The sequence below is a fragment of the Pseudomonas sp. LBUM1674 genome, assembly GCF_059695635.1.
In genome coordinates this window covers 3,694,999-3,720,239 of the sequence record NZ_CP166779.1, presented here as the reverse complement: position 1 = coordinate 3,720,239, position 25,241 = coordinate 3,694,999, and the positions used below count along the sequence as shown (strand labels likewise).

General features: G+C 55.2%; 16 protein-coding genes and 3 pseudogenes. 12 read left to right on the top strand and 7 right to left on the bottom strand.

Going from position 1 to position 25,241, the window contains the following annotated elements; genetic code table 11:
• Positions 1 to 146 precede the first annotated feature (146 nt).
• The 7 genes and pseudogenes from ACA067_RS17035 to ACA067_RS17005 all read left to right on the top strand — a co-directional run bounded on the left by ACA067_RS17035 (position 147) and on the right by ACA067_RS17005 (position 8,830).
• On the top strand, positions 147 to 1,217 hold the full coding sequence (locus ACA067_RS17035; protein WP_497457651.1) for a WD40/YVTN/BNR-like repeat-containing protein: 1,071 nt from the start codon (positions 147 to 149) through the stop codon (positions 1,215 to 1,217).
• Positions 1,214 to 3,679: an efflux RND transporter permease subunit gene (locus ACA067_RS17030; RefSeq protein WP_497457650.1), complete on the top strand. Its 2,466-nt coding sequence runs from the start codon at positions 1,214 to 1,216 to the stop codon at positions 3,677 to 3,679. Before ACA067_RS17035 ends, ACA067_RS17030 begins: the two co-directional genes overlap by 4 nt.
• Before the next feature lie 131 nt (positions 3,680 to 3,810).
• The gene (locus ACA067_RS17025; protein ID WP_497457649.1) at positions 3,811 to 4,038 is read left to right on the top strand and encodes an amidohydrolase family protein; all 228 of its coding nucleotides are present in this window, start codon (positions 3,811 to 3,813) and stop codon (positions 4,036 to 4,038) included.
• Positions 3,981 to 4,949 (top strand): annotated as a pseudogene (locus ACA067_RS17020) (amidohydrolase family protein). The gene ACA067_RS17025 and the pseudogene ACA067_RS17020 overlap by 58 nt, the downstream one beginning before the upstream one ends.
• Positions 4,942 to 5,298, top strand: coding sequence for an amidohydrolase family protein (locus tag ACA067_RS17015; protein WP_497457648.1), 357 nt, complete (start codon positions 4,942 to 4,944; stop codon positions 5,296 to 5,298). Before ACA067_RS17020 ends, ACA067_RS17015 begins: the two are co-directional and overlap by 8 nt.
• Positions 5,295 to 6,374, top strand: a complete 1,080-nt coding sequence (locus ACA067_RS17010; RefSeq protein WP_497457647.1) for a CobW family GTP-binding protein — start codon at positions 5,295 to 5,297, stop codon at positions 6,372 to 6,374. The genes ACA067_RS17015 and ACA067_RS17010 overlap by 4 nt, the downstream gene beginning before the upstream one ends.
• Positions 6,375 to 6,997: 623 nt before the next feature.
• Entirely contained in the window at positions 6,998 to 8,830 is a 1,833-nt protein-coding gene (locus ACA067_RS17005) for an amidohydrolase (protein WP_497457646.1), read from the top strand.
• Positions 8,831 to 9,194: 364 nt separating this feature from the next.
• Here the strand turns inward: ACA067_RS17005 and ACA067_RS17000 are convergent.
• Positions 9,195 to 9,269 (bottom strand): annotated as a pseudogene (locus ACA067_RS17000) (glutathione S-transferase); the annotation flags it as partial.
• A gap of 348 nt (positions 9,270 to 9,617) precedes the next feature.
• On the opposite strand from ACA067_RS17000, the gene ACA067_RS16995 reads away from it, so the two are divergent.
• From ACA067_RS16995 to moaA, 4 genes and pseudogenes are all read left to right on the top strand, one after another.
• Entirely contained in the window at positions 9,618 to 11,090 is a 1,473-nt protein-coding gene (locus tag ACA067_RS16995) for an APC family permease (RefSeq protein ID WP_497457645.1), read from the top strand.
• Positions 11,091 to 11,098: 8 nt separating this feature from the next.
• Positions 11,099 to 11,405, top strand: a pseudogene (locus ACA067_RS16990) (LLM class flavin-dependent oxidoreductase); the annotation flags it as partial.
• A 474-nt stretch (positions 11,406 to 11,879) separates the two neighbouring features.
• Positions 11,880 to 14,210: a molybdopterin-dependent oxidoreductase gene (locus ACA067_RS16985; protein ID WP_497457644.1), complete on the top strand. Its 2,331-nt coding sequence runs from the start codon at positions 11,880 to 11,882 to the stop codon at positions 14,208 to 14,210.
• 253 nt (positions 14,211 to 14,463) lie between these two features.
• Positions 14,464 to 15,573 carry a GTP 3',8-cyclase MoaA gene (moaA, locus tag ACA067_RS16980; RefSeq protein WP_497462793.1) on the top strand — a complete coding sequence of 370 codons (1,110 nt, stop codon included), beginning with the start codon at positions 14,464 to 14,466 and terminating at the stop codon, positions 15,571 to 15,573.
• A gap of 613 nt (positions 15,574 to 16,186) precedes the next feature.
• Here the strand turns inward: moaA and ACA067_RS16975 are convergent.
• The 6 genes from ACA067_RS16975 to ACA067_RS16950 all read right to left on the bottom strand — a co-directional run bounded on the left by ACA067_RS16975 (position 16,187) and on the right by ACA067_RS16950 (position 23,715).
• On the bottom strand, positions 16,187 to 17,119 hold the full coding sequence (locus ACA067_RS16975; RefSeq protein ID WP_497447583.1) for a SphA family protein: 933 nt from the start codon (positions 17,117 to 17,119) through the stop codon (positions 16,187 to 16,189).
• A gap of 80 nt (positions 17,120 to 17,199) precedes the next feature.
• Positions 17,200 to 18,165: a helix-turn-helix domain-containing protein gene (locus ACA067_RS16970; protein ID WP_497457643.1), complete on the bottom strand. Its 966-nt coding sequence runs from the start codon at positions 18,163 to 18,165 to the stop codon at positions 17,200 to 17,202.
• Positions 18,166 to 18,807: 642 nt separating this feature from the next.
• Positions 18,808 to 19,887 carry an enolase C-terminal domain-like protein gene (locus ACA067_RS16965; protein ID WP_497457642.1) on the bottom strand — a complete coding sequence of 360 codons (1,080 nt, stop codon included), beginning with the start codon at positions 19,885 to 19,887 and terminating at the stop codon, positions 18,808 to 18,810.
• A 2-nt stretch (positions 19,888 to 19,889) separates the two neighbouring features.
• Positions 19,890 to 21,083, bottom strand: a complete 1,194-nt coding sequence (locus ACA067_RS16960; RefSeq protein ID WP_497457641.1) for an alpha-hydroxy-acid oxidizing protein — start codon at positions 21,081 to 21,083, stop codon at positions 19,890 to 19,892.
• Positions 21,084 to 21,095: 12 nt separating this feature from the next.
• The gene (mdlC, locus tag ACA067_RS16955) at positions 21,096 to 22,682 is read right to left on the bottom strand and encodes a benzoylformate decarboxylase (RefSeq protein WP_497457640.1); all 1,587 of its coding nucleotides are present in this window, start codon (positions 22,680 to 22,682) and stop codon (positions 21,096 to 21,098) included.
• Positions 22,683 to 22,818: 136 nt separating this feature from the next.
• Positions 22,819 to 23,715, bottom strand: a complete 897-nt coding sequence (locus tag ACA067_RS16950) for a LysR family transcriptional regulator (RefSeq protein WP_497457639.1) — start codon at positions 23,713 to 23,715, stop codon at positions 22,819 to 22,821.
• Positions 23,716 to 23,894: 179 nt separating this feature from the next.
• Between ACA067_RS16950 and ACA067_RS16945 the strand changes: the two genes are divergently transcribed.
• The gene (locus ACA067_RS16945) at positions 23,895 to 25,241 is read left to right on the top strand and encodes an MFS transporter (protein ID WP_497457638.1); all 1,347 of its coding nucleotides are present in this window, start codon (positions 23,895 to 23,897) and stop codon (positions 25,239 to 25,241) included.

The window sequence follows — 25,241 nt, the reverse complement described above, 5'->3', positions numbered from 1 at the left end:
GCCCACAGGTTCGCGCTTCGTCTGTTAGGTCAGGCGCTTATCATTGGGTAAACAGTGGCAGTGAACTCAGGGTAAACGCGTTGAGTATCAAAGCTGCATGCTCAACATTTTACTGGTGAGTTACTGAACGAAGTACGGAGTCAATTATGTCAAACATGAGTAACGTTTCTCGACATTTAGCATGGTGCCTTCTTTGGGGCATGGTTCTTATATCGACATTGTCGATTGCCAATGGGGCGCCGGTTGGATCTGCGTTAGAAAGACCCTCAATTCCCACTGTAATGGCGGCACGCTCGTACTTGCTTGGCGTGGCGCAGGCGGGAAATCGCCTCGTCGCTGTGGGGGAGCGGGGAATTGTGGTGTTGTCCGATGATTCTGGAGCGAACTGGCGGCAGGTGCAGACCCCGGTCAGCGTGACGCTGACCGGCGTGCGCTTTGCCGATGCCAGGAACGGCTATGCCGTTGGGCATGGAGGTTGCGTGCTAGTGACCTCTGACGCTGGCGAAAGTTGGACACTTAGCCTCGACGGCCGGCGGATTGCCCAGATAGTTCTTGCTGAAGCGCAAAAAAAAGGCGAAGCCCGGCCAATCGCTTTCGCGCAACGCATGGTTGAGGAAGGGGCGGACAAGCCTCTTCTCGATGTTCTGGTGCGCGATCCTCTTAATGCCGTTGTGGTGGGTGCTTACGGAATCGCCCTATCAACCACCGACGGTGGCAAGACCTGGTCATCCTGGAGAGACCGAATTCAAAACCCTGGTGCGCTTCACTTGAATGCAATACGCGGCGAGGGCCAGACGATCATTATCGTTGGCGAACAAGGGTTGGTTCGCACTTCAGAGGATGGCGGTGCGACCTTTTCCATCGCCCAGACACCCTATCGGGGCAGTTATTTCACGGTAGAAATTCTATCGAAGCATGAAGTTGTCGTCGCTGGTTTACGCGGCAATGCCTTGCGCTCTGAGGATGGCGGCAAGACATGGACATCACTGGTCTCGCCGGATGAAGCGTCTATTACCTCTTCTGCGATCCAGCCTGATGGTCACTTGATTCTGGTTAATCAGGCTGGATTGGTAATGCGCGAGCGGGGAGGAAAGCTCGAACCACTCAATACCCGACCTTTTCCACCCCTTAACGGTGTGCTGCTCACATCAAACTTGAGCACGGTGGTGCTCAGTCAGCTTGGCGTACATGTAGTCAAACCTGGAGATAAGCTGTGAAGATTCAATCGTCAGACCTCTCAGGGGATGCCGCCAATTTCGATCACCAGTCGGGCTCCCTGCTGGAACGCGCGTTATTCAACAATCGACTCGTGGTCATCATTCTTTGTGCCATTGTTACCGCTTTATTGGGGTGGCAGACGACCAAGCTGGAGCTCAATGCCAGCTTTGAAAAAACCATTCCGACGCAGCACCCTTACATCCAGGAGTTCAACAAATACCAGAATCAGTTGGCTGGTCTTGGCAACGCTGTTCGCGTTGCAGTGGAGAGTCCTAAAGGCACCATTTACGATCCCGGATACCTCGATGCGTTGCGCCGCATGTCCGATGAAATCTTCATTTTGCACGGGGTGGATCGGGCGAACATGAAGTCACTGTGGACGCCATCAACACGGTGGACGGGCGTGACCGAAGAGGGTCTTGAAGGCGGCCAGGTGATTCCTGAAGGATACGACGGCAGCCCTTCAAGCCTTGAGCAGTTGCGGGCGAACATCGCCCGCTCCGGTGAGATCGGCCAGATCGTGTCCACCGACGGCAGGTCATCGGTGATCTACGTTCCGTTACTGGCCAAGGACAGCGAAGGTCGCCCCTTGAACTATGCGGTATTCGCCGGATATCTGGAACAACTGCGTCACAAGTACGAAGCCGAAGGTAATGTGGTGCACATCACAGGGTTCGCCAAGATTGTCGGCGATCTTATCGACGGTGTGCGTTCGGTCTTGGTGTTCTTCGCCATAGCCGTCGGTATCGCCACTGTTACGGTGTTTTGGTTCACCCGTTGTGCCCGCTCTACGTTGCTGGTGGTTACAGCATCGTTAATCGCAGTGGTATGGCAACTCGGACTGTTGCCGACGCTTGGTTATTCCCTGGATCCCTATTCTATTCTGGTGCCGTTTCTGGTGTTCGCTATTGGCATGAGCCATGGCGCGCAGAAGATGAATGGCATCATGCAGGACATCGGGCGGGGCGTTCCGAAGTTACTCGCCGCACGCTTCACATTCCGCCGTCTGTTTTTGGCAGGTATGACGGCACTGCTGGCCGATGCTGTCGGCTTCGCAGTGTTGCTGGTGATCGACATTCAGGTTATCCGCGAATTGGCTATTGCTGCCTCGATCGGCGTGGCGGTACTCATCTTTACTAATCTGATCCTGTTGCCGATCATGCTTTCCTACACTGGCGTCAGCGCCTTTGCTGCCAAGCGTAGCCTGCATGCCGAGTCAGCAGATGATAAAGGGCAGGGCAAGCACCCGCTCTGGTCTTTTCTGGATCGCTTCACTCAGCGCAGGATGGCTGCCTTCGCATTGGTGGGGGCCACGATCATTGGTGTGGCCGGTTTTGTCGTCAGCACCCATCTGAAAATCGGTGACCTGGACCCAGGGGCGCCCGAGCTGCGTTCTGACAGTCGTTACAACCGTGATGTGGCCTTCATGAACACGAGCTACGGTGCATCAAGCGACGTTCTCGCTGTCATGGTCGCGAGCCCCGCAGGCCAATGCTCCCAATACGAAACGCTCAACAAGATCGATTCGCTGGAATGGCAACTACGTCAGCTCCCGGGCGTCGAGACGACCAACTCACTATCTCTGCTGAACCGGAAAATGCTGGTTGGTTTGAACGAGGCCAACCCTAAGTGGTACGAGTTCCTTCCCAATCAGAGCATGCTGAACACGATCACAGCTGGCGCACCGCGCGGGCTTTACGACGACAGCTGCAGCCTGTTGACGCTTTACATCTATTTGCGCGATCACAAGGCTGACACGCTGTCTTCCGTGGTCCGGTTTGTCGAAGCATTTGCCCGCGAGAACGATACTGACGATACCAAGTTCCTGTTGGCTGCCGGGAATGCCGGTATCGAAGCGGCCACTAACATTGTGGTCAAGCAAGCCTGGTGGCAAATGCTGTTTCTAGTCTATGCCGCTGTTGCGGTACTAAGCCTGATTACCTTCCGTTCCTGGCGGGCGGTGGTAGTAGCGGTATTGCCATTGATGCTTACCTCGATACTCGCCGAGGCGTTGATGGTCACTCTCGGCATGGGCGTTAAGGTTGCGACATTGCCTGTCATCGCCTTGGGGGTGGGAATCGGTATCGACTACGCCCTGTACATCCTGTCCGTCACTTTGGCTCAGTTGCGAGAGGGTAAGAGCTTATCCGAGGCCTACTACCGAGCCCTGTTGTTTACCGGGAAGGTTGTGATGCTGACGGGTATCACGCTGGCCATTGGTGTTGTCACCTGGGTGCTAAGTCCTATCAAGTTTCAGGCGGATATGGGACTGCTGTTGGCCTTCATGTTCCTATGGAACATGTTGGGAGCACTGATCCTGCTACCGGCACTAGCACATTTCCTCCTCAGGCCGAGTGATATAGCCGCCGCTGCCGATTCGCAACAGCCTGAGCAGTCGTGTGCAGCGAAGGGCGAGGTAGATCACGGCCAGCTAAGCCACAACTTGAAAATACCGGTTTGATATCGGAGCTCTCGATCTACACGATGGATGCTGATACTCCATGGGTTGATGCCTTGGCGGTGCGAGACGGTCGGTTGGTTTAGGTGGGTAGCGAGGAAGCTGCAAGGGCTGCCGTAGGTGCCGATGCCAGCGTGATCGATCTGCAAGGGAAAATGGTGATGCCCGGCATGATGGACGTCCATAGCCACTTCGTCCTTGCAGGTCGGGCCGAGCTATACGAGGTGAATTTTCCGCCGACTGCCAATCTCGACCAGATCATTGAAATGGTTCGCGATGCAGCCAAAGATCGTCCGCAGGATCGGTGGATCGTCGGTGGATCGTCGGTGGTATTTGGGGCAGTACGTTGCTTGATCAGCTGACCTACGAGGCGCGCCTTCGTCTAGATGAGGCATCCGCTGGACGTCCGGTCATGCTGCGAGATGATTCCCATCACAACCGCTGGCTTAACCTTGCAGGATTGAAGGCTTGTGGTATTGACGACAACACCCCCAATCCTCCCAACGGAACCATTGCGAGGCATCCGCAAACCGGTGAGGCTACCGGCTTGTTGCTGGAAACCGCTTCCGCTCTGGCTGAGGCTACGGTGTCCCGGTAATAGGCAAAAGAGCCGGAACTCGACGTCGCTGCGGCCGTTCATGCGATCAAACGCATGAATGCTCTAGGTGTCACCGGGCTTCAGGATGCTCTGACCGCGCGGATGATGATGGACGCGATCAAGACTGTGGCTGATCGCGGACAATTGACCGCCTGGGTCGTCGGCTCCTTGCCTGTATTGGAAGGAGGACCTCTTGCCTCCGAACAATGGGGAAAGGAGTTATTTGAACTGCGTGACCATTACCGCAGCGAATACTTCCGTCCTGAATTCGGCAAGATCTTCCTCGATGGCGTGCCCACCACCCGCACTGCATCGATGTTGGAGCCTTATCTACCCGATACTTTGCACGGCTGCTGCTTCCGCGGTGCGACCTTCCTGACAGTGCCACAGTTGGCGCGAGTGATAGCTGAATGCGAACAGGCTGATGTCAGTCTGAAGATCCATTGCACCGGCGATGGTTCGGTACGCGTAGCACTTGATGCCTTTGAAGTGGTGCGCACCTTCAACGGTGGCAATCGCCAGCATCAGATCGCCCATGCTGGTTACTTGCACGACAGTGACATCGCGCGCTTCAAAGAGCTGAACATCGTTGCTGACCTTTCGCCGATACTCTGGTGCCCTGGGGTGATTGTTGACCAGCTCAACGCGGTCTTATCCGAATCGCTCCATGGATGAAGCTGGGGTTTTGCTCGCCGTTGGCTCGGATTGGCCGGTGGTGCCTGATCCGAGCCCGTGGATCAGCCTGCAAGCCATCATCACTCGGCGTGATCCAAGTGGAGCGTTCCCTGGAGAAATGTGGCCCGAGCAGGGATTGGACCTGCCCACCGCGTTGCGTGCCTACACCATTGGTCCTGCTACGGCGATGGGCCTCGGCGATGAAACCGGCTCACTGGAAGTGGGTAAGTCCGCCGATTTCATTGTGCTTGATCGTTACCTGTTTGAGATCCAAGTCGACCAATTGGCACAGACCCAAGTCCTGCAGACCTACTTCGCCGGCAATTTGGTGTATGAGGCCCAGGCATGAGCGATGCGACTGATGCCCGGGTGCCGGTCACGCTGTTGACCGGTTTTCTCGGCAGTGGAAAGACCACGACCCTGAATCACTTGTTGCACCTGCCCGAGCTCGCCGATACGGCGGTCATCATCAACGAGTTCGGAGAAATTGGAATTGATCATCTCCTTGTCGAACAGGTGAGTGAGAACCTGCGATTGCCGCAGAGCGGATGCGTGTGTTGCACTATACGTGGTGATTTGGTTGACACCTTGGTGGACCTGCACGACCGGCGGGAGAACGGAGAACTTTCGTCATTCAGCCGTGTAGTCATTGAAACCACGGGGCTCGCGGATCCGGTACCGGTGTTGCAGACCTTTATGATCGATCCCGAGATCATTCAGCGTTATCGCCTCCAACAGGTTGTCACTACAGTGGATGCGGTTAATGGTGCAAGTACCCTTGATCGGCACGTTGAGGCTGTCGCGCAGGTAACTCTGGCGGATCGGTTGCTGTTGACCAAAACCGATCTGGCGTCTGGTCAAGCTATTGCAGCACTGGAGGCCAGGTTGCGGGGCATAAATCCTGCGGCTGATTTCAAGCGGGTTATCAAGGGGCATGTAGATGCGGCCGATGTGCTAGGGCACGAAGACTGCACTACACGACACGACGTGCTCGACGTTGACGCTTACATGGAGCAAGCCCAGAGGCGAGGCGGTGAGAGCTACCACGAAGGCAAGGTTCAGTCTCACTTCCTGATTCTGGATCAGCCAGTTGAACAGGAACGCCTCGCCTATTGGTTGGAACTCATTGCGTCGGTGAGGGGGGAAAACCTGCTGCGAGTGAAGGGAATAGTGCGGGTGGTCGAACATCCAGATCAGCCCATTGTTATTCATGGTGTACAGCAAATCTTCCATCCATTGAAACGGCTTGCAAAGTGGCCATCGACGGATCACCGCTCGCGAATCGTGCTCATCGTTCAAGAGATTGAATATGCCGAGATCATTCGAACTTTCGAGAAGTTCGTCGGGGTGAGCCTTCCTGCATTCAAACCAATGTCCCAAGTCAAGCCTGATCGAGAACGAAGTGTAACGGTATTTCATGGATAGGGCTGAGCTGGCCTTGATGTTTCCTAATACAGGGACGCTAGGCACCTATACAAAGCTCCCGGTCACTTTCCTGCAATCGTTGCGGTATTCGCAGGTTACGTAGTAGTGGCAATGCTGGCGATACCGGCGGAGATGTTTTTTGTTGATGCGGTGATCGCCAAGCTCCTTCCCGGTGTTTTTCCGGAAAGAACTATCCCGTTGGCGACTCTGTTATTACTGACAGTTACCAACCTGGTGGGCGCATGGCCCTATCTGACGCGGTGCGACCAAGGCAGTTGCTCTGGCAGCTCGCAATCATTGACTCTGCCCTCGATTTCTGACCAGTAATCCTGAATCAAGGCACCCTCAGTCCAGTGTTTCTCGCTGTGCCAAAATCGGCTAACGCCATGCGTTCATCACGATTAACTTTGCATCATCGTTAGTCAATCTGAGCCCCAGAAACCAAAGTGTCTGCACGTGCACTTCGTGGTCGGCTTGTCTGCGATCTCCCTGCACCTTCTTCGGCTCGCAAGGCCGCGCCGACATATTAACCAGCGCGCTTGGGGAATGGCTTCAGCAGGGGGGCTAGAAAACCTGGGGTATCGAGCCCCGAACAAAGAACGATTACTTAAGGAGGCAGCAGCATGTCCCAATCGTTGCAACGTACCCTGATTTTCGGCGGTTCTGTTCTAACCCAGAACGAACGGCGTGAAACACATGAGGCCTTGGTCCTCGAAGGCGATACCGTGCTGGCCACTGGTTCGCTCGAAGATATGCGGGCACTAGCAGGTTCTATGTCGAGGAAAATCGATGTTGATGGGGCCTGCGTGATGCCCGGGTTGATCGACAATCACCCGCACTTTCTGCATTACGGGAGCTTCGATGTGTCGTGCGTCAAGCTGTACGATGCTCGCGACCACGACGACATTCGAACTCGCCTCCGCGAGCGTGCTGCTGTCACTCCGCGTGGCGAATGGATTGTCACCACGCCGGTAGGCGAGCCGCACTATTTTATCCGCCGCTCCTGGCGTGATCTGCCTGAAGGCCGCCTACCTAACCGCTATGAACTGGACGCCGCTGCCCCGGATCACCCCGTTTGGATTCAGGCCTTCGCGCCGACTTTGCCCAATGTCTGCGCCATGAATTCGAAGGCGCTACAGGTGCTAGGGTTTACGCGCGATCTGCCGGATTTCATCGACGATGTGTTCGTCGAAAAAGACGCGAACGGCGAACTGACGGGCATCTTCAGTGGCTACGTGACCAATTACTACAATAGCAGCCGATTCTGGCTGACGCGCGTGCTTGCGCAGGTGATGCGTCCGAGCGACGACCTCTGGTACCAGGGGGCGATGGCGGGGCAGTTATCAGCCGCGCAGCGAGGCATTACCGCCGCCTACGAGGGCCACGCGATGGAGCCGGAGCACATCTCCGCTTATCAACGCGCGCGGGATGAAGGAAGCCTGAACATGCGTGTCCTGGCGGCGCTGGAGGTAGAGTCTGTCGCGTTCGATTTCGGCATGGGGTTGACCGACGATGGCATTCGGGCCCGGTTTGCGCTGGCAGCGAGTTTGACACAGAACGTCGATCCGCTGTTTCGTGTCAACGGCATGACGCTCGGTGTCGGCGGGCCCGGCTGGACGGGCCACATGCCGACCGACCGCACCTACAGCGACCCCTTTGGGCGGCCAACGCGCGGACGCTCGTTTATTTCAGGGGATATTGAGCGTGAAGCGATCGACTATTGCCTGCGCAATGATCTCCGCTTGAATTTCATGCCGACGAGCGGTCGCGATCATCGGCGGTTCCTCGAGAATCTCCAGCCATTCCTCGCCGACTGGAATGTAGGTGCAAGGGAATGGGTCATGCAGCACAACATTTTCATTGATGACGCCACGATCGAGCGCTATGCCGAGCTGCAATTCCATTTTTCCGGCACCATGAGCTTCTGCTTCGGAAAGGGCGATATGTACCGGCAGCGCATGGGAGAGCAAGTACTCAAGGAACTCTCTCCCTTCGGAAAGATCTTCGCTTCAGGCGCCAACATCGGTTTGGGCAGCGACTGGGGACCTGCAAGCGTATTCGAGCACCTGGCGCTCGCGGAGACACGCGAGTTTGCGGGCTCCGGATACCGGCACGACGGCCCGGGCTATTCCATCACTAGACAACAGGCGCTGGACGGTTGGACGACCAATAACGCCAAGTTGATGCAGTGGGCCGGTATTGGAGCGTTGAGACCTGGGTATAAGGCGGACTTGGTCATTGTCGATCAGAATCCGCTCACCTGCACCCTTGATGCGTTGCCCAAGACGCAAGTACTACGAACCGTGCTGGGTGGGAAGGATGTATTTGATACGAGCATTCTTCCTCGTCTAGACGAGGCCGAGCTGCCTCCTGAGCGCTTGCAATCCCTGAAGAGGTCCACGACTCTCCGCTCAGCGGATCACGAGTGCGGCCCGCACTGCAATCACCAGAAATAGATAGCTTCTCGGCGGCACCGCCATGCGGGGGATCCAGCTGGCAAGCTAGTTCGCAGCACGGTGTTGCCGTCGAGCTTTAGCAAGTAGTCAACGGACTTTCAGTTTGCCGTCTTTTCCGGATACGCAAGGCGCATCCTTGCGGTAATGAGGAAATAGCTGCGAGTTTGGCAAACCACATTGATTGGTGTGGATGTATTAAGCTCGAAGCGACGATGGTTAACTCATCCATACGAGTGCGCGGCTGACTGAGGGAGGCCTCATATGCATATATGCGGAGCGAAAGTTTACGTGGCTCTACTTTATTCTGAAGTTTTATTGGATGTTCCGATCTGTGACGGGAGCTGTTGCCGCGGAAGGTGTGCGGCAGAAGCGACAACATCAGTTCCACGCGATGTGCGTGACCAGAACGGGGGAAGTGATAGAGCTTAATAGTGGACATAGTGACTCCGCTGGGTGATGGCGCCGTTCCATCGTGAACGGCGCCGAGCGGGAGCTATCTTCCACCCGCTTTAAAAACAAAAGCTGGCATTGGTCCCGTTCGCATCAAGGCATGTTGTGCCAATTCCGGCTAACGCTAGCATTCCAGGCTACGTAGGATAGATCTATCGGACTTCGACTTCTGAGTTTATTTCAGAAGGAAACAATGGATATAGGACAAAGGCACTGTCAACGGGCCTGCGCGCTGACTTTAAAATGGCCAGTCATCGTGATCCCGTCATTGAAGCCAATAAAACCGATAAATCTTAGTAGTGCTCCTGATTTGGAGTCGCTGCACGCGGAGAATGCGATGAAAGTTGAAAACAGAAGTATTCTGGACAGCTTGGGAACCAGCCTCCCAACAGAGGAAGCCGATACGCTCCGCCCGAGCCTAGGTACATTGCGTCTTATTTTTCTGATCATCGCTGCAGCGGCACCGATGGCGGCGGTACTGGGTGTCGTTCCCATCGCCTTTGCTTTTGGTAATGGACTGGGGGTACCACTCACTTTCGCGGGAGTCGCCGTCATTCTGGGCTTTTTTACGGTCGGCTATAACGCGATGAGCAAGGAGGTGGTGAATGTTGGTGCATTCTACGCTTATGTAGCCCGTGGCTTCGGTAGTGTATTGGGGCTTGGCTCAGCCTTCCTGGCGATACTCTCCTACACGGTTTTCGTGTGTGGGGTCGTTGGTTATGTGGCTTTCTTTACACAGGTTGCGTTAAGCGATCTATTCGGTATCAACGTGCACTGGATAGTGCCGGCAATAGTTGCTGTGGTACTCGCGGCGATCCTTGGCTATCGGCAGATCGATTTCAGCTCGCGCATGCTCGCCATTCTGCTGGCGGTCGAATTCGCCGTGCTGATTGCACTGAACATTAGCATTATCTGGAGCAAAGGGGCAGACGCATTTCCCGTCAGTGTTTTCAGTTTGAGCGCGGTTTTCAGCGGGGCACCGGGCATCGCCATCATGTTGGCGTTTACCTGTTTCATCGGCGTGGAATCTGCAGCACTGTATTCCGAAGAGACCCATTCACCTTCGCGCAGTATCGGGCTGGCAACCTTCGGGGCTGTTTTTCTCACGGCGTTGTTCTATTTCGTGACCACGTGGATCACCATTGGTGCCGTGGGCAGCGATGTCCAGAATGTCGCGACGAGTCAGTTGGCAACGCTCTACTTCAATCTCGGGGACCAATACCTCAATAAGCTTGCCACCCATACCATGGAACTGTTTCTTTCGACGAGCATGTTCGCAACCTTGCTTGCGATTCATAATGTGGCCAGTCGCTATATCTTTGCCCTTGGCCGACAGGGCTGTCTCCCAGCATTTTTAGGGCGTGTACATCCGACGCATGCCTCACCTCACAATGCGAGTGCGCTTATTACCCTGATCACTGTTACCGTTGTCGCCATCACCTTTGAATTTGGCCTTGATCCTCTACTAGGCTTGGGGGCAGTCGGAATCGGATTCGGTACGGTTGGTATCATCGCGCTTCAGGCGCTTACCAGCCTTGCCATCATCGCTTACTTCCTTCGCAAGGGCCGCACTCATTGGTGGCGCACTCTAACCGCACCCATCGTAAGCTTCATCGGTCTTGCATTGGCAGTGTCGCTTGCCGTAAGAAATTTCGATCTCCTGACCGGAAGTAAGAGCCCAGTAGTAATTCTTCTGCCCTACCTGCTTGTCCTGGCGTTTATCATTGGTGGCTTGTATGCCATTCGCCTTAAGAAGTCTCATCCGGACGTATACTCCGCAATCGCTCAGAACGTTAACTCGGAGGGCTAACATCTATCCAGTTTGCTGACTGGGCTCGTACCAGTCAGCCAATCTTGGTCCTGGTCGACACCTCGCAAAAGGTAGTCGACCGAATCGAAGTGCACGCGAGCATTTCCGGCGCCAGCGGATACATGATTAATCCCTTGATCAGTCCCGGCACATCTAAAATTTGTGTAACTAATCATCCACGAATTACAGAAGCGCGGCCTCTACAGAACCCAGCCGCAAAGTGGTACCTTCAGGCCCAGGCTGTCGGAGGATGGCGGCAGTCATTTACCCGATTCGGCTTATGGAGACTCGCTCCGCCTCGGTAACAACCTATAGCCCGAAGGCGACTGCTTATGAGTTATCAAAATGTGCCGAACGATCGACAATAACATCATGGACCATGGGTAGCCCCATCGCTGCCGTATAAAACTATAACGTTGGTCAGGCCAGACGCGGAACTGGGAGCCGGTAGGAGCGGTGATGCTGAATCCGGATCGGGAGCAGCAGGACGAGAAAAGAGCGGCATAGTTGAACGGTTGACGCGACAACTACCTTGAAAAACGCCGGTCATAGGGTCAATGGAGTGTTCCGCTTAAGCCTAGCTTTTAAGTGTTGTCACGTCCCTGTGGCTCAGTTTTTAAAGTGTGATTTGAGTGGAGGCTGTTTTGTAATTAGATAATAGACTGATTGCAAATCGCGTTTTCATCTTTGTTTATTCTCGGTCGCAAGTTAATGAAGTATGGCTTGTGAAAGAATCGCGGGTCTTACATCCGCATCTATAAAAGCTCAAAGAGCTATGAAGGAGCGAAAATGACACGCATTACGCCAAAGCGTTTGACCGCCACTCACTGGGGCAATTACTTCGTTCATAGTGATGAAAACGGCGCGATCATCGTTGACCCAGTTCCCAATGATTCTGAACCCTCTCCAATCGGCCAGTCTCTGGCCTCTACCCAGGATTCAAACTGCCGTATCTCGCAACCTATGGTACGTAAGGGGTATTACGAAAATCGAAGAGCCAGCGACACTCAGCAACGGGGGAAAGAACCGTTTATTGCTGTGAGTTGGGATGAGGCGCTAAGCCTGGTAGCTGAAGCTATACAAGCTGCAAAGGACACGAAGGGTAATAATTCCATCTATGGTGGATCCTACGGTTGGGCAAGCGCCGGCCGATTCCATCATGCGCAGAGCCAGGTCCACCGTTTTCTCCGATGCTGTGGCGGTTACACAGATTCTGTTGACACCTATTCGTACGCGGCAGCTGAGGTTCTCATACCTCATATTCTTGGCTTGAACGCTTTCCAAGCAGGCATGGAGGTCTCCACTACTGAGGAAGTAGCTGCACACTGCAAACGCATTGTGTATTTCGGCGGTGCTGCGACCCGTAATATGCAGGTGAATCCAGGAGGTACCGGCCAACATGACGCACGCTCACACTTCAATGCTATTGCCGAAGCAGGCATTGACGTCGTAAACGTTAGCCCTATCAGAGACGACGTTGCCGGCAACCTGAACTCTCGCTGGATTCAGTGCCGTCCTAACAGTGACGTAGCCATCATGCTCGGCCTGACACACACACTGATCCAAGAAGGCCTGGTCGATCAGGCGTTCGTGGACAAATACTGCGTGGGCTTCGACATTTTCTCTGACTATGTGATGGGTGTAGGTGACGGTCAGCCCAAGGACGCAGAGTGGGCCCAAGGCAAGTCAGAAATTGACGCGGAAGAGATACGCAAATTGGCACGCCTGATGGCGGCAGAGCGCTGCATGATCGGTCTTTCATTTTCCGTCCAGCGGGCCGAGCACGGCGAGCAAACTTACTGGGCTGGGATCGCGCTAGCGTCAGCGCTCGGATACATCGGCCTACTTGGCGGCGGTGTTGTCATGGGAGCGGGCGTGAGCAAAATGAGCACCATGCAGCGCCGTATTATTCCTTTCTCTGTAGGGTCGCTTCCACAGGGGAAAAATGCTGTGTCGGATTACATCCCCTTGGCCCGTGTAACTGACATGCTTGAGAATCCGGGCGGTGCATTTACGTATAACGGGTTGAATCTCACCTACCCGGATATTGATTTGGTTTACTGGGTTGGAGGTAATCCGTTCCACCATCACCAAGATATCAACCGTCTCCGCAAAGCTTGGACCTACCCCAAAACCATCGTCACCCATGAAATCAATTGGACCACTACGGCTCGCTTGGCTGACATCGTTCTCCCATCTACGTCACATCTGGAAAGAGAAGACTTCGCTGGCGGTAGCATGGACAACTGGCTCACACCGATGCGCCAGTCGCTTAAGCCTTACCTTGATGCTCGTAATGACTACGATATTTTCTCAGGCATCGCGGAAAAATTAGGCATCAAAGAACAGTTCACAGAAGGTCGCGACGCAGCTCAATGGGTCAAACATTTGTACGGCGTCACTCAGCAGAATGCCAAAGCTGTCGGCATCACATTGCCTAGCTTCGAAGAGTTCAATGACGGCCCACCGATAGATCTGCGCCCGATGTTCTCGGATAGCAAACAGACTCTTGAGCGCTTTCGCGATGACCCGGTAGGCAATCCACTGAATACGCCGTCAGGGAAAATTGAGATATTCTCAGAAACTATTGCGGGCTTCGGTTACGAGGACTGCGTTGGGCATCCGGCGTGGTACGACAAAGTCGAATATCTCGGAAGCCCTTTAGCAAAAACGTTCCCTTACCATCTGTTATCAAACCAACCTGCTACGCGACTCCACAGTCAGTTTGACCATGGCATCACGAGCCAACTTTCGAAAATCCAAGACCGTGAACCAATTCGCTTAAATCCGGAAGACGCGAAAGAAATTGGAGTCGTAGATGGCGATATCGTGCGCGTCTTCAATAATCGTGGATCCTTCCTCGCAGGCGTGATCTTGTCCGACGCGTTAAGACGAAACGTTTTGCAGATCGCTACGGGGGCTTGGTACGACATGCTGGATGTCCACGATCCTATGAGTCTTGAAATTCACGGTAATCCTAATGCCGTTACCAATGACGTAGGGACGTCATCGTTAGCTCAAGGGCCATCAGCAAACAGCTGCCTTGTGGACATAGAAAAATACACAGGGGAGCTGCCTCCGCTGACTGTGTTTACGCCCCCTGAGATCCAATACAAATAATTGGCGAAAGCTCAGGGTTGTAAGCAAAGGGTGATGAGTGCAGGTGTGGTGAGCCTGCACTCAGCTCCCACCAAAACTAAGAATATGTGCGACTTCGGTCTAGAGCGTTATCGGTGGGTACGGTGAAGGGCATCGAGTGATGGTGATGCTTTCGGGTTCCTATCAGTTTGCTGAGTTGCTTGTCCTTCATTCCCGAAGGGCTCATGCGGAGGGCGTTTAGACCGGAGCCTGAAGCTTGGCTGATCTTAAAAATATGCTCACACATTCCTCTCGTATTCCCACGGTCGACCTCCTTCGGAGGCCGTTGATCACCAGCGTTTCTACAACAGGTCTGCTTGCTGACCAGTTTGCACGAGAGCTGCGGGACCTTCGAATTTCGGTAACGGACCGGTGTAATTTTAGATGTGTTTACTGCATGCCCAAAAAAGCCTTCGGTAGGGATCACGCATTTCTAAAACAAAGCTCTCTCCTATCTTTTGAGGAAATTGAGCGAGTGGCTCGGGTGTTCGTGAGGCTCGGCGTGGAGAAAATTCGACTTACTGGAGGGGAGCCTTTGCTCAGGAAAAACCTTGAGTATTTGATTGAGCGTTTAGCCTCCTTAACCACTCCCAAAGGTGAGCAACTCGACATTACCCTCACCACCAATGGTTCCCTTCTCGCGCCGAAAGCGCGGGCTTTAAAAGACGCAGGATTATCAAGAGTCACCGTAAGCCTCGACGCCCTAAATGATTCACTTTTTAAGAAGATGAACGACGTCGGCTTTTCTGTGACGGATGTCTTGAAAGGGATTGATGCAGCTCACGCAGTTGGGCTGTCACCAATAAAAATCAACATGGTGGTAAAGCGCGGGACCAATGATAAGGAAATCCTACCGATGGCTACGCATTTCAAAGGATCAGGGATAGTGCTGCGCTTCATCGAATACATGGATGTGGGTACATCGAATCAATGGAAGATGGATGAAGTGATGCCCTCAGACGATGTCGTCCAGGTCATCAGCTCTCAGTTCCCACTACGCCAACTCGATTCGGAACGCAGCGGTGATACCTCCCAACGTTGGGGCTATCTCGATGGCAGCGGTGAGATTGGAGTCATCTCCAGCGTGACTCATGCATTTTGTGGCGAGTGTAACCGCGCTCGTTTATCAGCCGAGGGTCGACTCTACTCCTGCCTGTTTTCTGGGCACGGCCACGACCTTCGAACGCTGATTAGGAACGGGTGGAGTGATGACAGCATCTACACGACAGTCGCGAGTATCTGGGAAGGGCGTACCGATCGGTATTCAGAGCTAAGAGGCAACGTTGATCAAATTGCAGGCGGCGCCGGTGTGGCGAAAGTAGAAATGTCATACATCGGCGGATGAGATAACAGGATTCGCGGCTTATCTGCGCTGGACTGCAATAGGGTCAATACCAGTAGAAAACTTTGGAGGGATTTAGGTGATCTCGGTTGATTATGTCCCAATGCAATTGCCAGGCGCCATCGAGATGTTTTCAAGTGGCCAAATAGTGTTCTTTCATAGCAGGAAAGGAGGCGCAAAAAGTTCGAGCGCAACTATTTCTGTTGCAACATATTCATCACCATCGAACTCTTGGTTGTGTAAGTTTCGTCTATGAAGCTTTTGGAGCCCGGATCTTTAAGAGTTCGGCGATTGCGAATTGGACTACGAGAGGGCGCCTTCGGGAAGAAGGCGCTCATCTTTGCGAACGGTTCGGCAACACACTTGGGGTTCTGACTGGCTATCATTGCGACCAATTTATATTCAATATTATGTAGCTGCTCCTTGGGGATTATGGGTGTCATTCTCTGATTTTTGTTCACGAGAGGTCATTGGCCTGTTCGAGTGATTACCCTTTGAGTAATAGGTGTTCGACAGACACAATGACAGTGTTTGGTTTATGTGGGTGTATGTGGGTGGTGCCGAGACGCTGGTACAAGTCCTGTCGCCTGAATTTGCAGGCTCGTTGTCCAAAGGCTCAGAAGCTTTGCGAGACGCGCACGGCGAAGGTGTAACCTTCAGGTCGGTTTCGCGCATCGAACTCCTTGTATATGTGCGCCGATATAGGGGGAAGTCCTGGCTTGAAATAGGCCACTGCGGGACCAATGGCAAGAGCTCTCGATCGGTTTCCGATTGTTAGATTGGGAGCGTTATCGTCGCTGACTTGACGGTAATAAAAGCCTCCCAATCCGACGGTCCATGGGCCGATATGCTGTCCTGCGGCGAACTCGTGTCGATACTCGATACCGTTCTTGTAGTCGGTGGCTTTATTGCGGGTGCTGAAATCGACTTGAAAACTTGATGAAACCTCGAAGCCGCTATCGGTGATGTAGGTGGCATTGAAGGCGGGCGAGTAGGTCCAGTGGTTAAGGCCGGGTGAGACCAAACGATTCTTATCGTAATCGCCGGTTGGGGCTGTGATGGCCAGGGATGTGTTTACGAACAAGTTGGGCGATAAGTTCCATTGAAGTATTAATGGAATGAAGACCGCATCAGACATTCGAAACGGATCGGCTTCGAGCTTCATTGGGCCGGCCGGAGTCTGCACGTTGAGTTCAGCGTCCATCTTGAACAATGGAAGCACGACACCGAATCCGTAGTTGGCACCCAACAGGGTGTGCTCGGTCATCCGCAAATAAGAGGCGGAGATGCTGAGTATGTCGAGAGAGAAATCGTTGTCAGAACGGTTGCCATGGCTGTCCTTTAGAGTCCTGGCGGAATAGTAACCGGTTCGTACTCCTACGGTTCCATTTGCGGTGGGCGGAGGGGTCATGCCTGCCCCGAAATCATAAACACCGAAGGTAGTGGTTGGGCTTCCATTCTCGGTTGCCTCTGCCGACGTCCATGCGCCCAGTAGGCTGACTGTGAGTGCCACGAAGTGTTTTGTGCAGTTATTTGTCTTGTTGTTCATGGGATGTCCTCATGCGGGTCGGCGAAGTGAGGGCATCATGTTGTGCGGCTATGTTTTTTTATATCCAATTTCAGCACAGATTAACGTCTTAACGTTTGAGAGGGGCGTTCGCCGAACATAGTATGATAATCGACGGAGAAGCGGCCAATATGCCAGAAGCCCCAACGCTCCGCGACCGTCTGTATTACCTGTGTCGTGCCGCTTTCTCGAAGCTCACGACGCACTGAATTGAGGCGTAGTGCTCGAAGATAAGCGATGGCATTGGTGCCTAACGCCTCCTGAAAGCAATACTGCAATTTCCGTCGGCTTGCACCAATGCTGTTGCAAAGATCAAGGATTGAGAAGGGTTCGTCCAGGTGGCTCATTGCGTACTCACAGGCTCTGTCAACCGTGCGTTTGCGCGCTGTCGGTTTGAGTGAAAGTGTTTCGTCGCTGGTGACCAAGTCGATCAGGTGCATGATCACTGTATCGCTGATGTCGCTGCGAATCGTCTTCTGCTGAAGTTCATTGCCGCTTGGTGATGCCCTTGCCAGTTCAGTAACCAACCATTTTAGCTCGTGCCACGCGAGCGAATCGCCGATCGGGTAACACTTGGGGAAATCGGTAATACGAAAGCTGCTACCTTGACGCTCAAGTGTATGTTGTAGCGATCCCTGATCGATGGCGACCAAGAGGATATCGACGATCTCCGGGACCTTGAGTTCAGGCATATTATCGCTATGCGCCACCATCACGCAGGGCTCGGTGATCTGGTGTCCGGAGCAGTACACGTCATCGTGGTTCTTCAGCGTGACGCAGAAGGCAATCGTACCTTCAGCCCCCGCGCCTTTCTTCGTCATGGCCTGATTAGAGCGGTCGCGGACCATCTGAATCTTGTCCGAACGAAACTCGTCGAGTTCACCTTCGAAGCGGCCATGACTCAATTGATCGTAACTAAGGCGCCAGCCACTCAGGTGACGAGCGTGCTCGTCGGGGTCGTGGGTCTGTATGCGGCTCAGGTAAGGTGGCTGTGCACTCGGCGGTTGGGCCAGGAAATTGTTGTTCATGTTTGCAGCGCCATTGGATGATCACTAAATGTGAAGGCAAGTTCTATTCCTCTCCTAGGCGTCTCTCTGAAATTGTGCCGGAAATGGATAGAGCGCCGGATTGGCGTTCAATCAGCTTCGAGGAGCTGGCCTAGCGTTGACGCTTCCAACCGAACCGGATGTAGCTGCTCTGGCCGTCGAGATCGCTTTTGCCTGTATGAAGCATGGTTACGCGAAGGACGGCCTAATTTCCGAAGTCATTTGCGCTGAAGCTGTAAGGGCCGTCGAGGCTTACCGAGTGCTGTGGGAGCCACCGGTCTGACGAGTCGTCTTATGATTTGCTCGGATTTTCGTCTCTCTCATTGGTTGAGTAAGGGTGTGTAATGAGGTCTTATGGTTGGTAGGAAAATATAACGATGATTGCTTTCCATCCCGCACTTGTTTCGACGAAACACTGCTGCCCTGCTCCGTGAGGGCGACGAACACCTGGCGCTGTACTGCTCTGGACGATACCGCCACGCTCCAGCCGAGACAGAGCGCCGCTCATGCGCGAGTCAGGGTGATCATGCGGTGATATCGTGCTAGGTCGATGTGCGGCTAACAATGTCGCGGCGGAACTGATTGGTGTTCCTCCCATTCTTAATAGTCAGCCCGGGAAGTGCTTCAGAGGCTGAACTTATCGATCTGCGTTTCGCGCCACACAATCCCGACACCCGGTAAGTCCGGGATCACGGTGTTCCCATCCTTGAAGGTTAGAGTCGGTTCGATGACCGCCCCGGCGATGTCCAGTCGTTCGAGCCAGTCAGCGGTGGGGGAGACCGCCAGCAAGTGTGCACTGAACTCCTGGAACAAGTGGCTGGAAAGCGGCAGGCTGAATTGCTGGGCTAACGCACTTGCTCGGAGCCATCCGGTAACGCCACCGATTTTCATGATGTCCGGCATCGCCAGGTCGCAGGCACCGGCGCTCAGCGCCTTGTACATCTCTTCGGGGCCGAACCAGTTTTCGCCGATCTGAATCGGTACATCCAACGCTTCGCAGATTCGTGCATGCCCGACATAGTCGTATTGCAGAGTCGGCTCCTCGATCCAGGCCACGCCTTCTTCTTGCAGGGCCAGGCCCCGGCGGATCGCTTCGGGCACGGTCAGGCTCTGGTTGTAGTCGACCATGATGGAAAACCCCTCACCCACCGCGCGGCGCATGCTACGAATGACACGCAGATCCTCGGCCAGACTGGCATAGCCGATCTTGGTCTTGACCGCGCGAAAACCCGCTTCGGCGGCATTGACTGCACGTGACGTTGCCAGGGCTTCACCGTCCAGGCTGTGGCTGTCGTAGCTTTTCACTGCCCGTAGATTGCCACCCAGACACTGTACCAACGGCAGCCCCTGGGTCTTGGCCAAGGCATCCCACGCGGCCATATCGATCCCGGCGGCGGCCATTCGCACCAGACCAGTGAAACCCAGCAAGCAAAAGCGCTTGCTGAGCATCTGTTCCAAGTCACTGGGTGCCAAGGGCTGATCGACGATCAGACTGGCCATGTCATCGACCATCTGTTTGAGCGGTTTGAGTGCTACCGGCGTGTAAGCGAACAGATAGGCATGCCCGGTTACACCAGCGTCGGTGGTCAGATCCAACAGTACCAACGGGGCTGTGGCGACAGTGCCGACAGCGGTATGAATGGGATACGTCAGGGGAACATTCACAGCTCGGGACTTGAGTCCGGTGATCTTGACGGCAGACATCTTTAGCTTCTCGCTTGTTCTAGTGGATGAATCCGGGCAGGTACCAAAATGGCTTGTGCTGGTGCAGGCGGCAGGTCGAGGTATTCGGTCGACAACTGCTCGACGCAAGGGCAACCGATTTGGGCCAGGGTTCGATCGATATCGGCCTTGAGCAGGCGCAACACGTCATCCACCCCGGCTTCACCTCGCGCCGCCAGCCCATACAGAGTGGCGCGCCCCAGCAATACCGCGTCGGCCCCCATGGCCAGCGCCTTGACAATGTCGGCTCCGCGACGGAAGCCGCTGTCGATCAATACCGGGGGGCTGACCTTGCGCACGGTTTCAGCCAGCACTTCGAAGGGTGAGATGGCGGTGTCGAGTTGACGTCCGCCGTGGTTGGACAGAATCACCCCGTCGACGCCCTCAGCGATACATCGGAGCGCATCGTCGGCATCCAGCAGGCCCTTGACCAGCAACGTGTGGGGCCATTTGTCACGCAGCCAGCGTAACGCCTGCCAATCAAAACTGGCGTCCATCTGCCGACTCATCAGAGCGGCCTGGACCTCCAGGCTGGACGCGTCACTACTGACAAAGTTGGCCAGTTCGGGCATGCCATGGCGCACCAGATCAAGTGACCAGCGTGGATGCAGGCAACCGTCGAGCATGACCCGCGCGGTGTAGCTCATCGGCATCTTGAACTGATTGCGCAGGTCGCGTTCGCGGTAGCCGTTGACTCCCACGTCGGTGGTCAGCACGAGGGTCGTGTAACCAGCCGCCAGCGCGCGCTCGACCATCTGTTCGGCCAGGGTGCGGTGGACCACATAGAGCTGGAACCACAATTCACCATCGCAGCGTCGGGCCAGGTCCTCGATGGACAAGTTAGAGGCGGTAGACAGCACGAAAGGTATGCCCGCCCGGCTTGCCGCACGGGCCAGGGCCAGATCGCCCTGGGGCCACAACGCGCCATTGAGGCCGGTGGGACCGATCAACAGCGGCAGTGCCTGGCGTTTGCCGAACAGACTGGTCGAGAGGTCCCGCTGGCTGACATCCACTAACCGGCGCGGCTTGAATCGGACGTTCTGGAATACCTCTCGGTTGTGCTGCAGGCCTTGTTCGTCTTCGGCCCCGCCTTCAAGGTAATCGAAGACCATTTTGGGTAAGCGCCGACGGGCCAATTCACGATAGTCGGCGACATTCAGCGGAGCATTATTCCACATCGATGATGCTCCTCAGCTCTGCGGCGCCAATGTGCTGACTTCGATTAATACGGGCGCGTGCAATGCTAGAGCCTGATGAAGAGCATCCTCTAATTGGCTTCGGTCTTCGGCTTTGAACGACTGCATGCCATACCCCTTGGCCAGGGCACAGAAGTCGATGCCCGGGACATCCAGGCCCGGTACGTTCTCCACTTCCAGAACGCCGGCAAACCAGCGCAAGGCACCATAGGTCCCGTTGTTCATGATGATGAAAATCGTCGGGATGTTGTATTGAACAGCGGTCCATAGGGCGGCGATGCTGTAATTGGCCGAGCCATCGCCAATCACCGCAATGACACGGCGCTCGGGCTCGGCGAGCTGAACACCCACTGCCGCAGGCATGGCGAACCCCAGTCCACCGGCAGCGGCGAAGTAGTAGCTACCCGGATTGCGCATGGCCAGGCGTTGCCACATCAACGCGGTGGTGGAGGTGGATTCGTTCAGGTAAATGGCATTGTGCGGAGCGATTTCGTCGAGCGTGTCGAACACCACCTCCGGGCGCAGCGGGCCTGCGTGCTGCTCCACCGGCTCAGGTAATGGCAGCGCTGTCGGCATCGCTCGGGAGGAGGGCGCTACGCGTTCGGCCAGGGCGGCAGCAATCAAGCCGACATCACCGACGATGGCATCACCCATGGGTGCCCGCGCTGCTTCCAGTGGGTCGCAGGTAACCGCAATCAGTCGCGTACCTTGAGCCAGGTACTGACCCGGATCGTACTGATGGTAGCGAAACACCGGTGCACCGAGCACCAGTACCAGGTCATGACCTTCCAGCAGTTTTCCAATGGCCGCAATGCCTGCCGGCAGCAGGCCACGAAAGCACGGATGGCGCGTCGGGAAAGGGCAGCGAGGCGCCGACGGTGCGACCCACACCGGGGCTTTAAGACGTTCTGCCAATGTTACGCAATGCTCATTGGCGTTTGCCGCATCGACATCTGGCCCCAGTACCAGCACCGGGTTGCGGGCGTTCGACACTTGCTCGAGCAGATCCGCCAGAAGGGCATCGCCCGGCAACCCGGCACTGACTACCCGTCGCTCAAGCAAGTGGGAAGATTGTGGATCGGCTTCCCGTGCCCAGTCGTCATAGGGTACGGACAAGTAGACCGGCCCGCGCGGCGACATTGATGCCATATGGATCGCACGACTCATGGCGTGCGGGACTTCCTGGGCACTGGCCGGCTCATAGCTCCATTTGACCAGCGGCCTGGGCAGGTTGGCGGCGTCGACGTTGGTCAACAGCGCTTCCACCCCAACCATGGCGCGGGTCTGCTGGCCTGCGGTGATGATCAGTGGGGAATGAGAGTTCCAGGCATTGCTCAACGCACCCATGGCGTTGCCGGTGCCGGCGGCCGAATGCAGGTTCACGAAACCGGGGGTACCGCTGGCCTGTGCGTAACCATCGGCGATGCCGACCACCACACCCTCGTGCAAACCGAGGATGTAGTTGAAATCCTTTGGAAAGTCTTTGAGGAACGGTAGCTCGTTCGAGCCCGGGTTACCAAAGACGGTGGTGATGCCTTGGCGACGCAGCAGTTCGTAGGTCGTGGAGTGTACGGATGCCATTGCGATTATCTCTGTCAAAACGTCAGCCTCAAAAGTAAGAGGTCGCCTTGAATAGATCAAATAGATGATTTTTTCGACTAAATATAGATAGTGTCTATTTTTCTGAGGCGGCTGGTCACGTTCCAGCCGCTTGAACTCAAAGGCCTGCCAGGGTGTCCTTCAACAGCCCACAAAACCACCGTTGAGCAAGGATGTCGCTGTCATGGTCATTCCATTGCAGGCTGACTTCGATAGAGGGGACGCTAAAAGGTAGCTCCACCACGCGGGTATGGCTGCGAGACGCGAACATAGTCGCCACCCGTGAAGGCAGGGTAACCAGCAGGTCGCTTCTGGAAACAACTTCCGGCAATACACTGAAATGCGGCACCCGCAATCGGACTTTGCGTTCGAAGCCGGACTCGCGCAAACGATCCTCCACCACGTGGTGCCCGGTCAATGCGGACACCACAACGTGGTTCTCCTCCAGGTACTGCTCCATTGTCATCGTCGAACCGATGCGTGGGTGGTCCTGACACACCAGGCACACATAGCGCTCACTAAAAATCAGGTCACAGTTGGCATTGAGCGGTGAGTCGCTGCGGTTACAGATGGCCGCGTCGATCTTTCCGGTACTCAGCCACTCGCCCAGCTTGTCGATGTCGATCTGGATGATTTCCAGCTCGGTCTCGGGTGCTTGCACCTGCAAGGCCTTGAGGATGTAAGGCAGAAAGAACACCTCACCCAGGTCGGACAAGGCCAGGCGAAAGCCGCGAGTCGAAACCCGTGGGTCGAAGTGGCTGGTCTGGGCAATGGCCCGCTCGATCTCCGACAGTGAGTAACGGAATTTGGCATACAGCTGCGTGGCCAGGAATGTGGGCTGCATGCCATCCCGGCTGCGTTTGAACAGCGGTTCGTTGAGCAATGTACGCAGGCGAGACAACGCGTAGCTCACGGACGGTTGGGTCACATGCAAGCGCTCGGCGGCGCCGCTTACACTGCCGGTTTCGAAAATCGTCACGAAGACCCGGACCAGATTGAGGTCGATCACTGCCACTCCGAGTATAGTTTGTATTTATAGTTAATAGAAAAATCTATCTATTTGATCTATTCAGATTCTATCCATATCGTCTAGAAACGCAAACGAAGTGGTCGTACACCGTTTCGCAATACTCCCTGGCAACCGCACTGCCAAGTCCCGCTGCCATGGCCATGACAATAATAAGAGTAACTTGTATGCGCTCGATCAATGCGTTGGAAGTCGTCAACTCTGCACGGCTGAATCGGTTCCACTACCTGCTGGTTTTCTGGTGTTCGTTCATCATGATGTTCGACGGCTACGACCTGGTCATCTACGGTTCTGTGCTGCCACATTTGATGACCGCATGGGCGTTGACACCCGCCGAAGCGGGCATGTTGGGCGCCAGTTCCATGGTCGGGATGATGTTTGGTGCCGTCACCCTGGGCACCCAGGCCGACCGCTTCGGCAGGCGTCGCATTATCCTTTTCTGCGTTGCCTTGTTTAGCCTGGCGGCGTTGTCAAACGCCTTTGCCACCGACGCCACCAGCTTCGCCTTGTGCCGGTTCCTCACTGGAGCAGGACTGGGTGGAGTCGTGCCCAATCTGGTGACCATTCTCAAAGAAATGTCGCCGGGTTCATGCCGCAACCGCCTGATCAACTTGATGCTCAGCTTCTTTGCCATCGGTGGGCTGCTTTCCGGCCTGGCCGGTATCTATCTGATCCCGCACCTGGGGTGGCATTCGCCGTTCTACGTCGCAGGCCTGTCGTTTTTGTCCCTGCCGTTGCTCTACAAGACCCTGCCCGAGTCGGTGGCCTATCTGCTGCATCGTAACCGCCAGGAAGAGGTGGCTAAGATGTTGCGTCGGATCAACCCGGATCACAATCCTGTTGGCGCGGTGACCTATGTGTTGGAGTCGGTGGCTGACGCGGGCGCTGGTAAAACGTCGATGTCAGCATTGTTCGGCAATGGCCGGGGGTTCAGCACATTGATGCTGTGGTTGAGCTTTGGCATGTGCATGCTGATGGTCTATGGCCTCAACACCTGGCTGCCGAAGCTGATGAGCAGCGGTGGCTATCCATTGGGGTCCAGCATCGTGTTTCTGGTGGTGATGAACGTCGGTTCCCTGATAGGCACCTTGATCAGCGGCGTGCTGGCCGATCGTTGGGGGTGCAAGGCGACACTGGCGCTGTTCTTCGCCTTGGCTGCCGTATCCATATCGATGTTGGGCATCAAGCCGGACGCGACCACGCTCTATGCCTTGTTGCTGATCGCTGGTGGTTCAACCGTGGGCTGCCTCTCTGTAGTGCATACCCTGGCCGCCGATCTTTACCCATCCCGGGTTCGTTCCACCGGCGTCAGCATGGCTGCTGCGATTGGCCGCTGCGGCGCTGTGGCAGGGCCATTGCTGGGAGGCTTTCTGTTCAGCCTGAGCTTGCCCTTTGAGCACAATTTCCTGGTCTTCGCCCTTCCTGGAGTGATCGCGGTGATTGCCGTGTTGTTGATCTCACAGAAGCCGGTTGCACTTCCCCTTGCACAACATCGCCCTACGGAGGGTGTCTGA

Coding starts and splice junctions, on each gene's coding strand:
- ACA067_RS16995 (WP_497457645.1), top strand. CDS start 9,618: ATGAAAGTTGAAAACAGAAGTATTCTGGACAGCTTGGGAACCAGCCTC.
- ACA067_RS17015 (WP_497457648.1), top strand. CDS start 4,942: ATGGATGAAGCTGGGGTTTTGCTCGCCGTTGGCTCGGATTGGCCGGTG.
- ACA067_RS17035 (WP_497457651.1), top strand. CDS start 147: ATGTCAAACATGAGTAACGTTTCTCGACATTTAGCATGGTGCCTTCTT.
- ACA067_RS16985 (WP_497457644.1), top strand. CDS start 11,880: ATGACACGCATTACGCCAAAGCGTTTGACCGCCACTCACTGGGGCAAT.
- ACA067_RS16975 (WP_497447583.1), bottom strand. CDS start 17,119: ATGAACAACAAGACAAATAACTGCACAAAACACTTCGTGGCACTCACA.
- ACA067_RS16970 (WP_497457643.1), bottom strand. CDS start 18,165: ATGAACAACAATTTCCTGGCCCAACCGCCGAGTGCACAGCCACCTTAC.
- ACA067_RS16965 (WP_497457642.1), bottom strand. CDS start 19,887: ATGTCTGCCGTCAAGATCACCGGACTCAAGTCCCGAGCTGTGAATGTT.
- ACA067_RS16945 (WP_497457638.1), top strand. CDS start 23,895: ATGCGCTCGATCAATGCGTTGGAAGTCGTCAACTCTGCACGGCTGAAT.
- ACA067_RS17010 (WP_497457647.1), top strand. CDS start 5,295: ATGAGCGATGCGACTGATGCCCGGGTGCCGGTCACGCTGTTGACCGGT.
- ACA067_RS16960 (WP_497457641.1), bottom strand. CDS start 21,083: ATGTGGAATAATGCTCCGCTGAATGTCGCCGACTATCGTGAATTGGCC.
- mdlC (WP_497457640.1), bottom strand. CDS start 22,682: ATGGCATCCGTACACTCCACGACCTACGAACTGCTGCGTCGCCAAGGC.
- moaA (WP_497462793.1), top strand. CDS start 14,464: ATGCTCACACATTCCTCTCGTATTCCCACGGTCGACCTCCTTCGGAGG.
- ACA067_RS17005 (WP_497457646.1), top strand. CDS start 6,998: ATGTCCCAATCGTTGCAACGTACCCTGATTTTCGGCGGTTCTGTTCTA.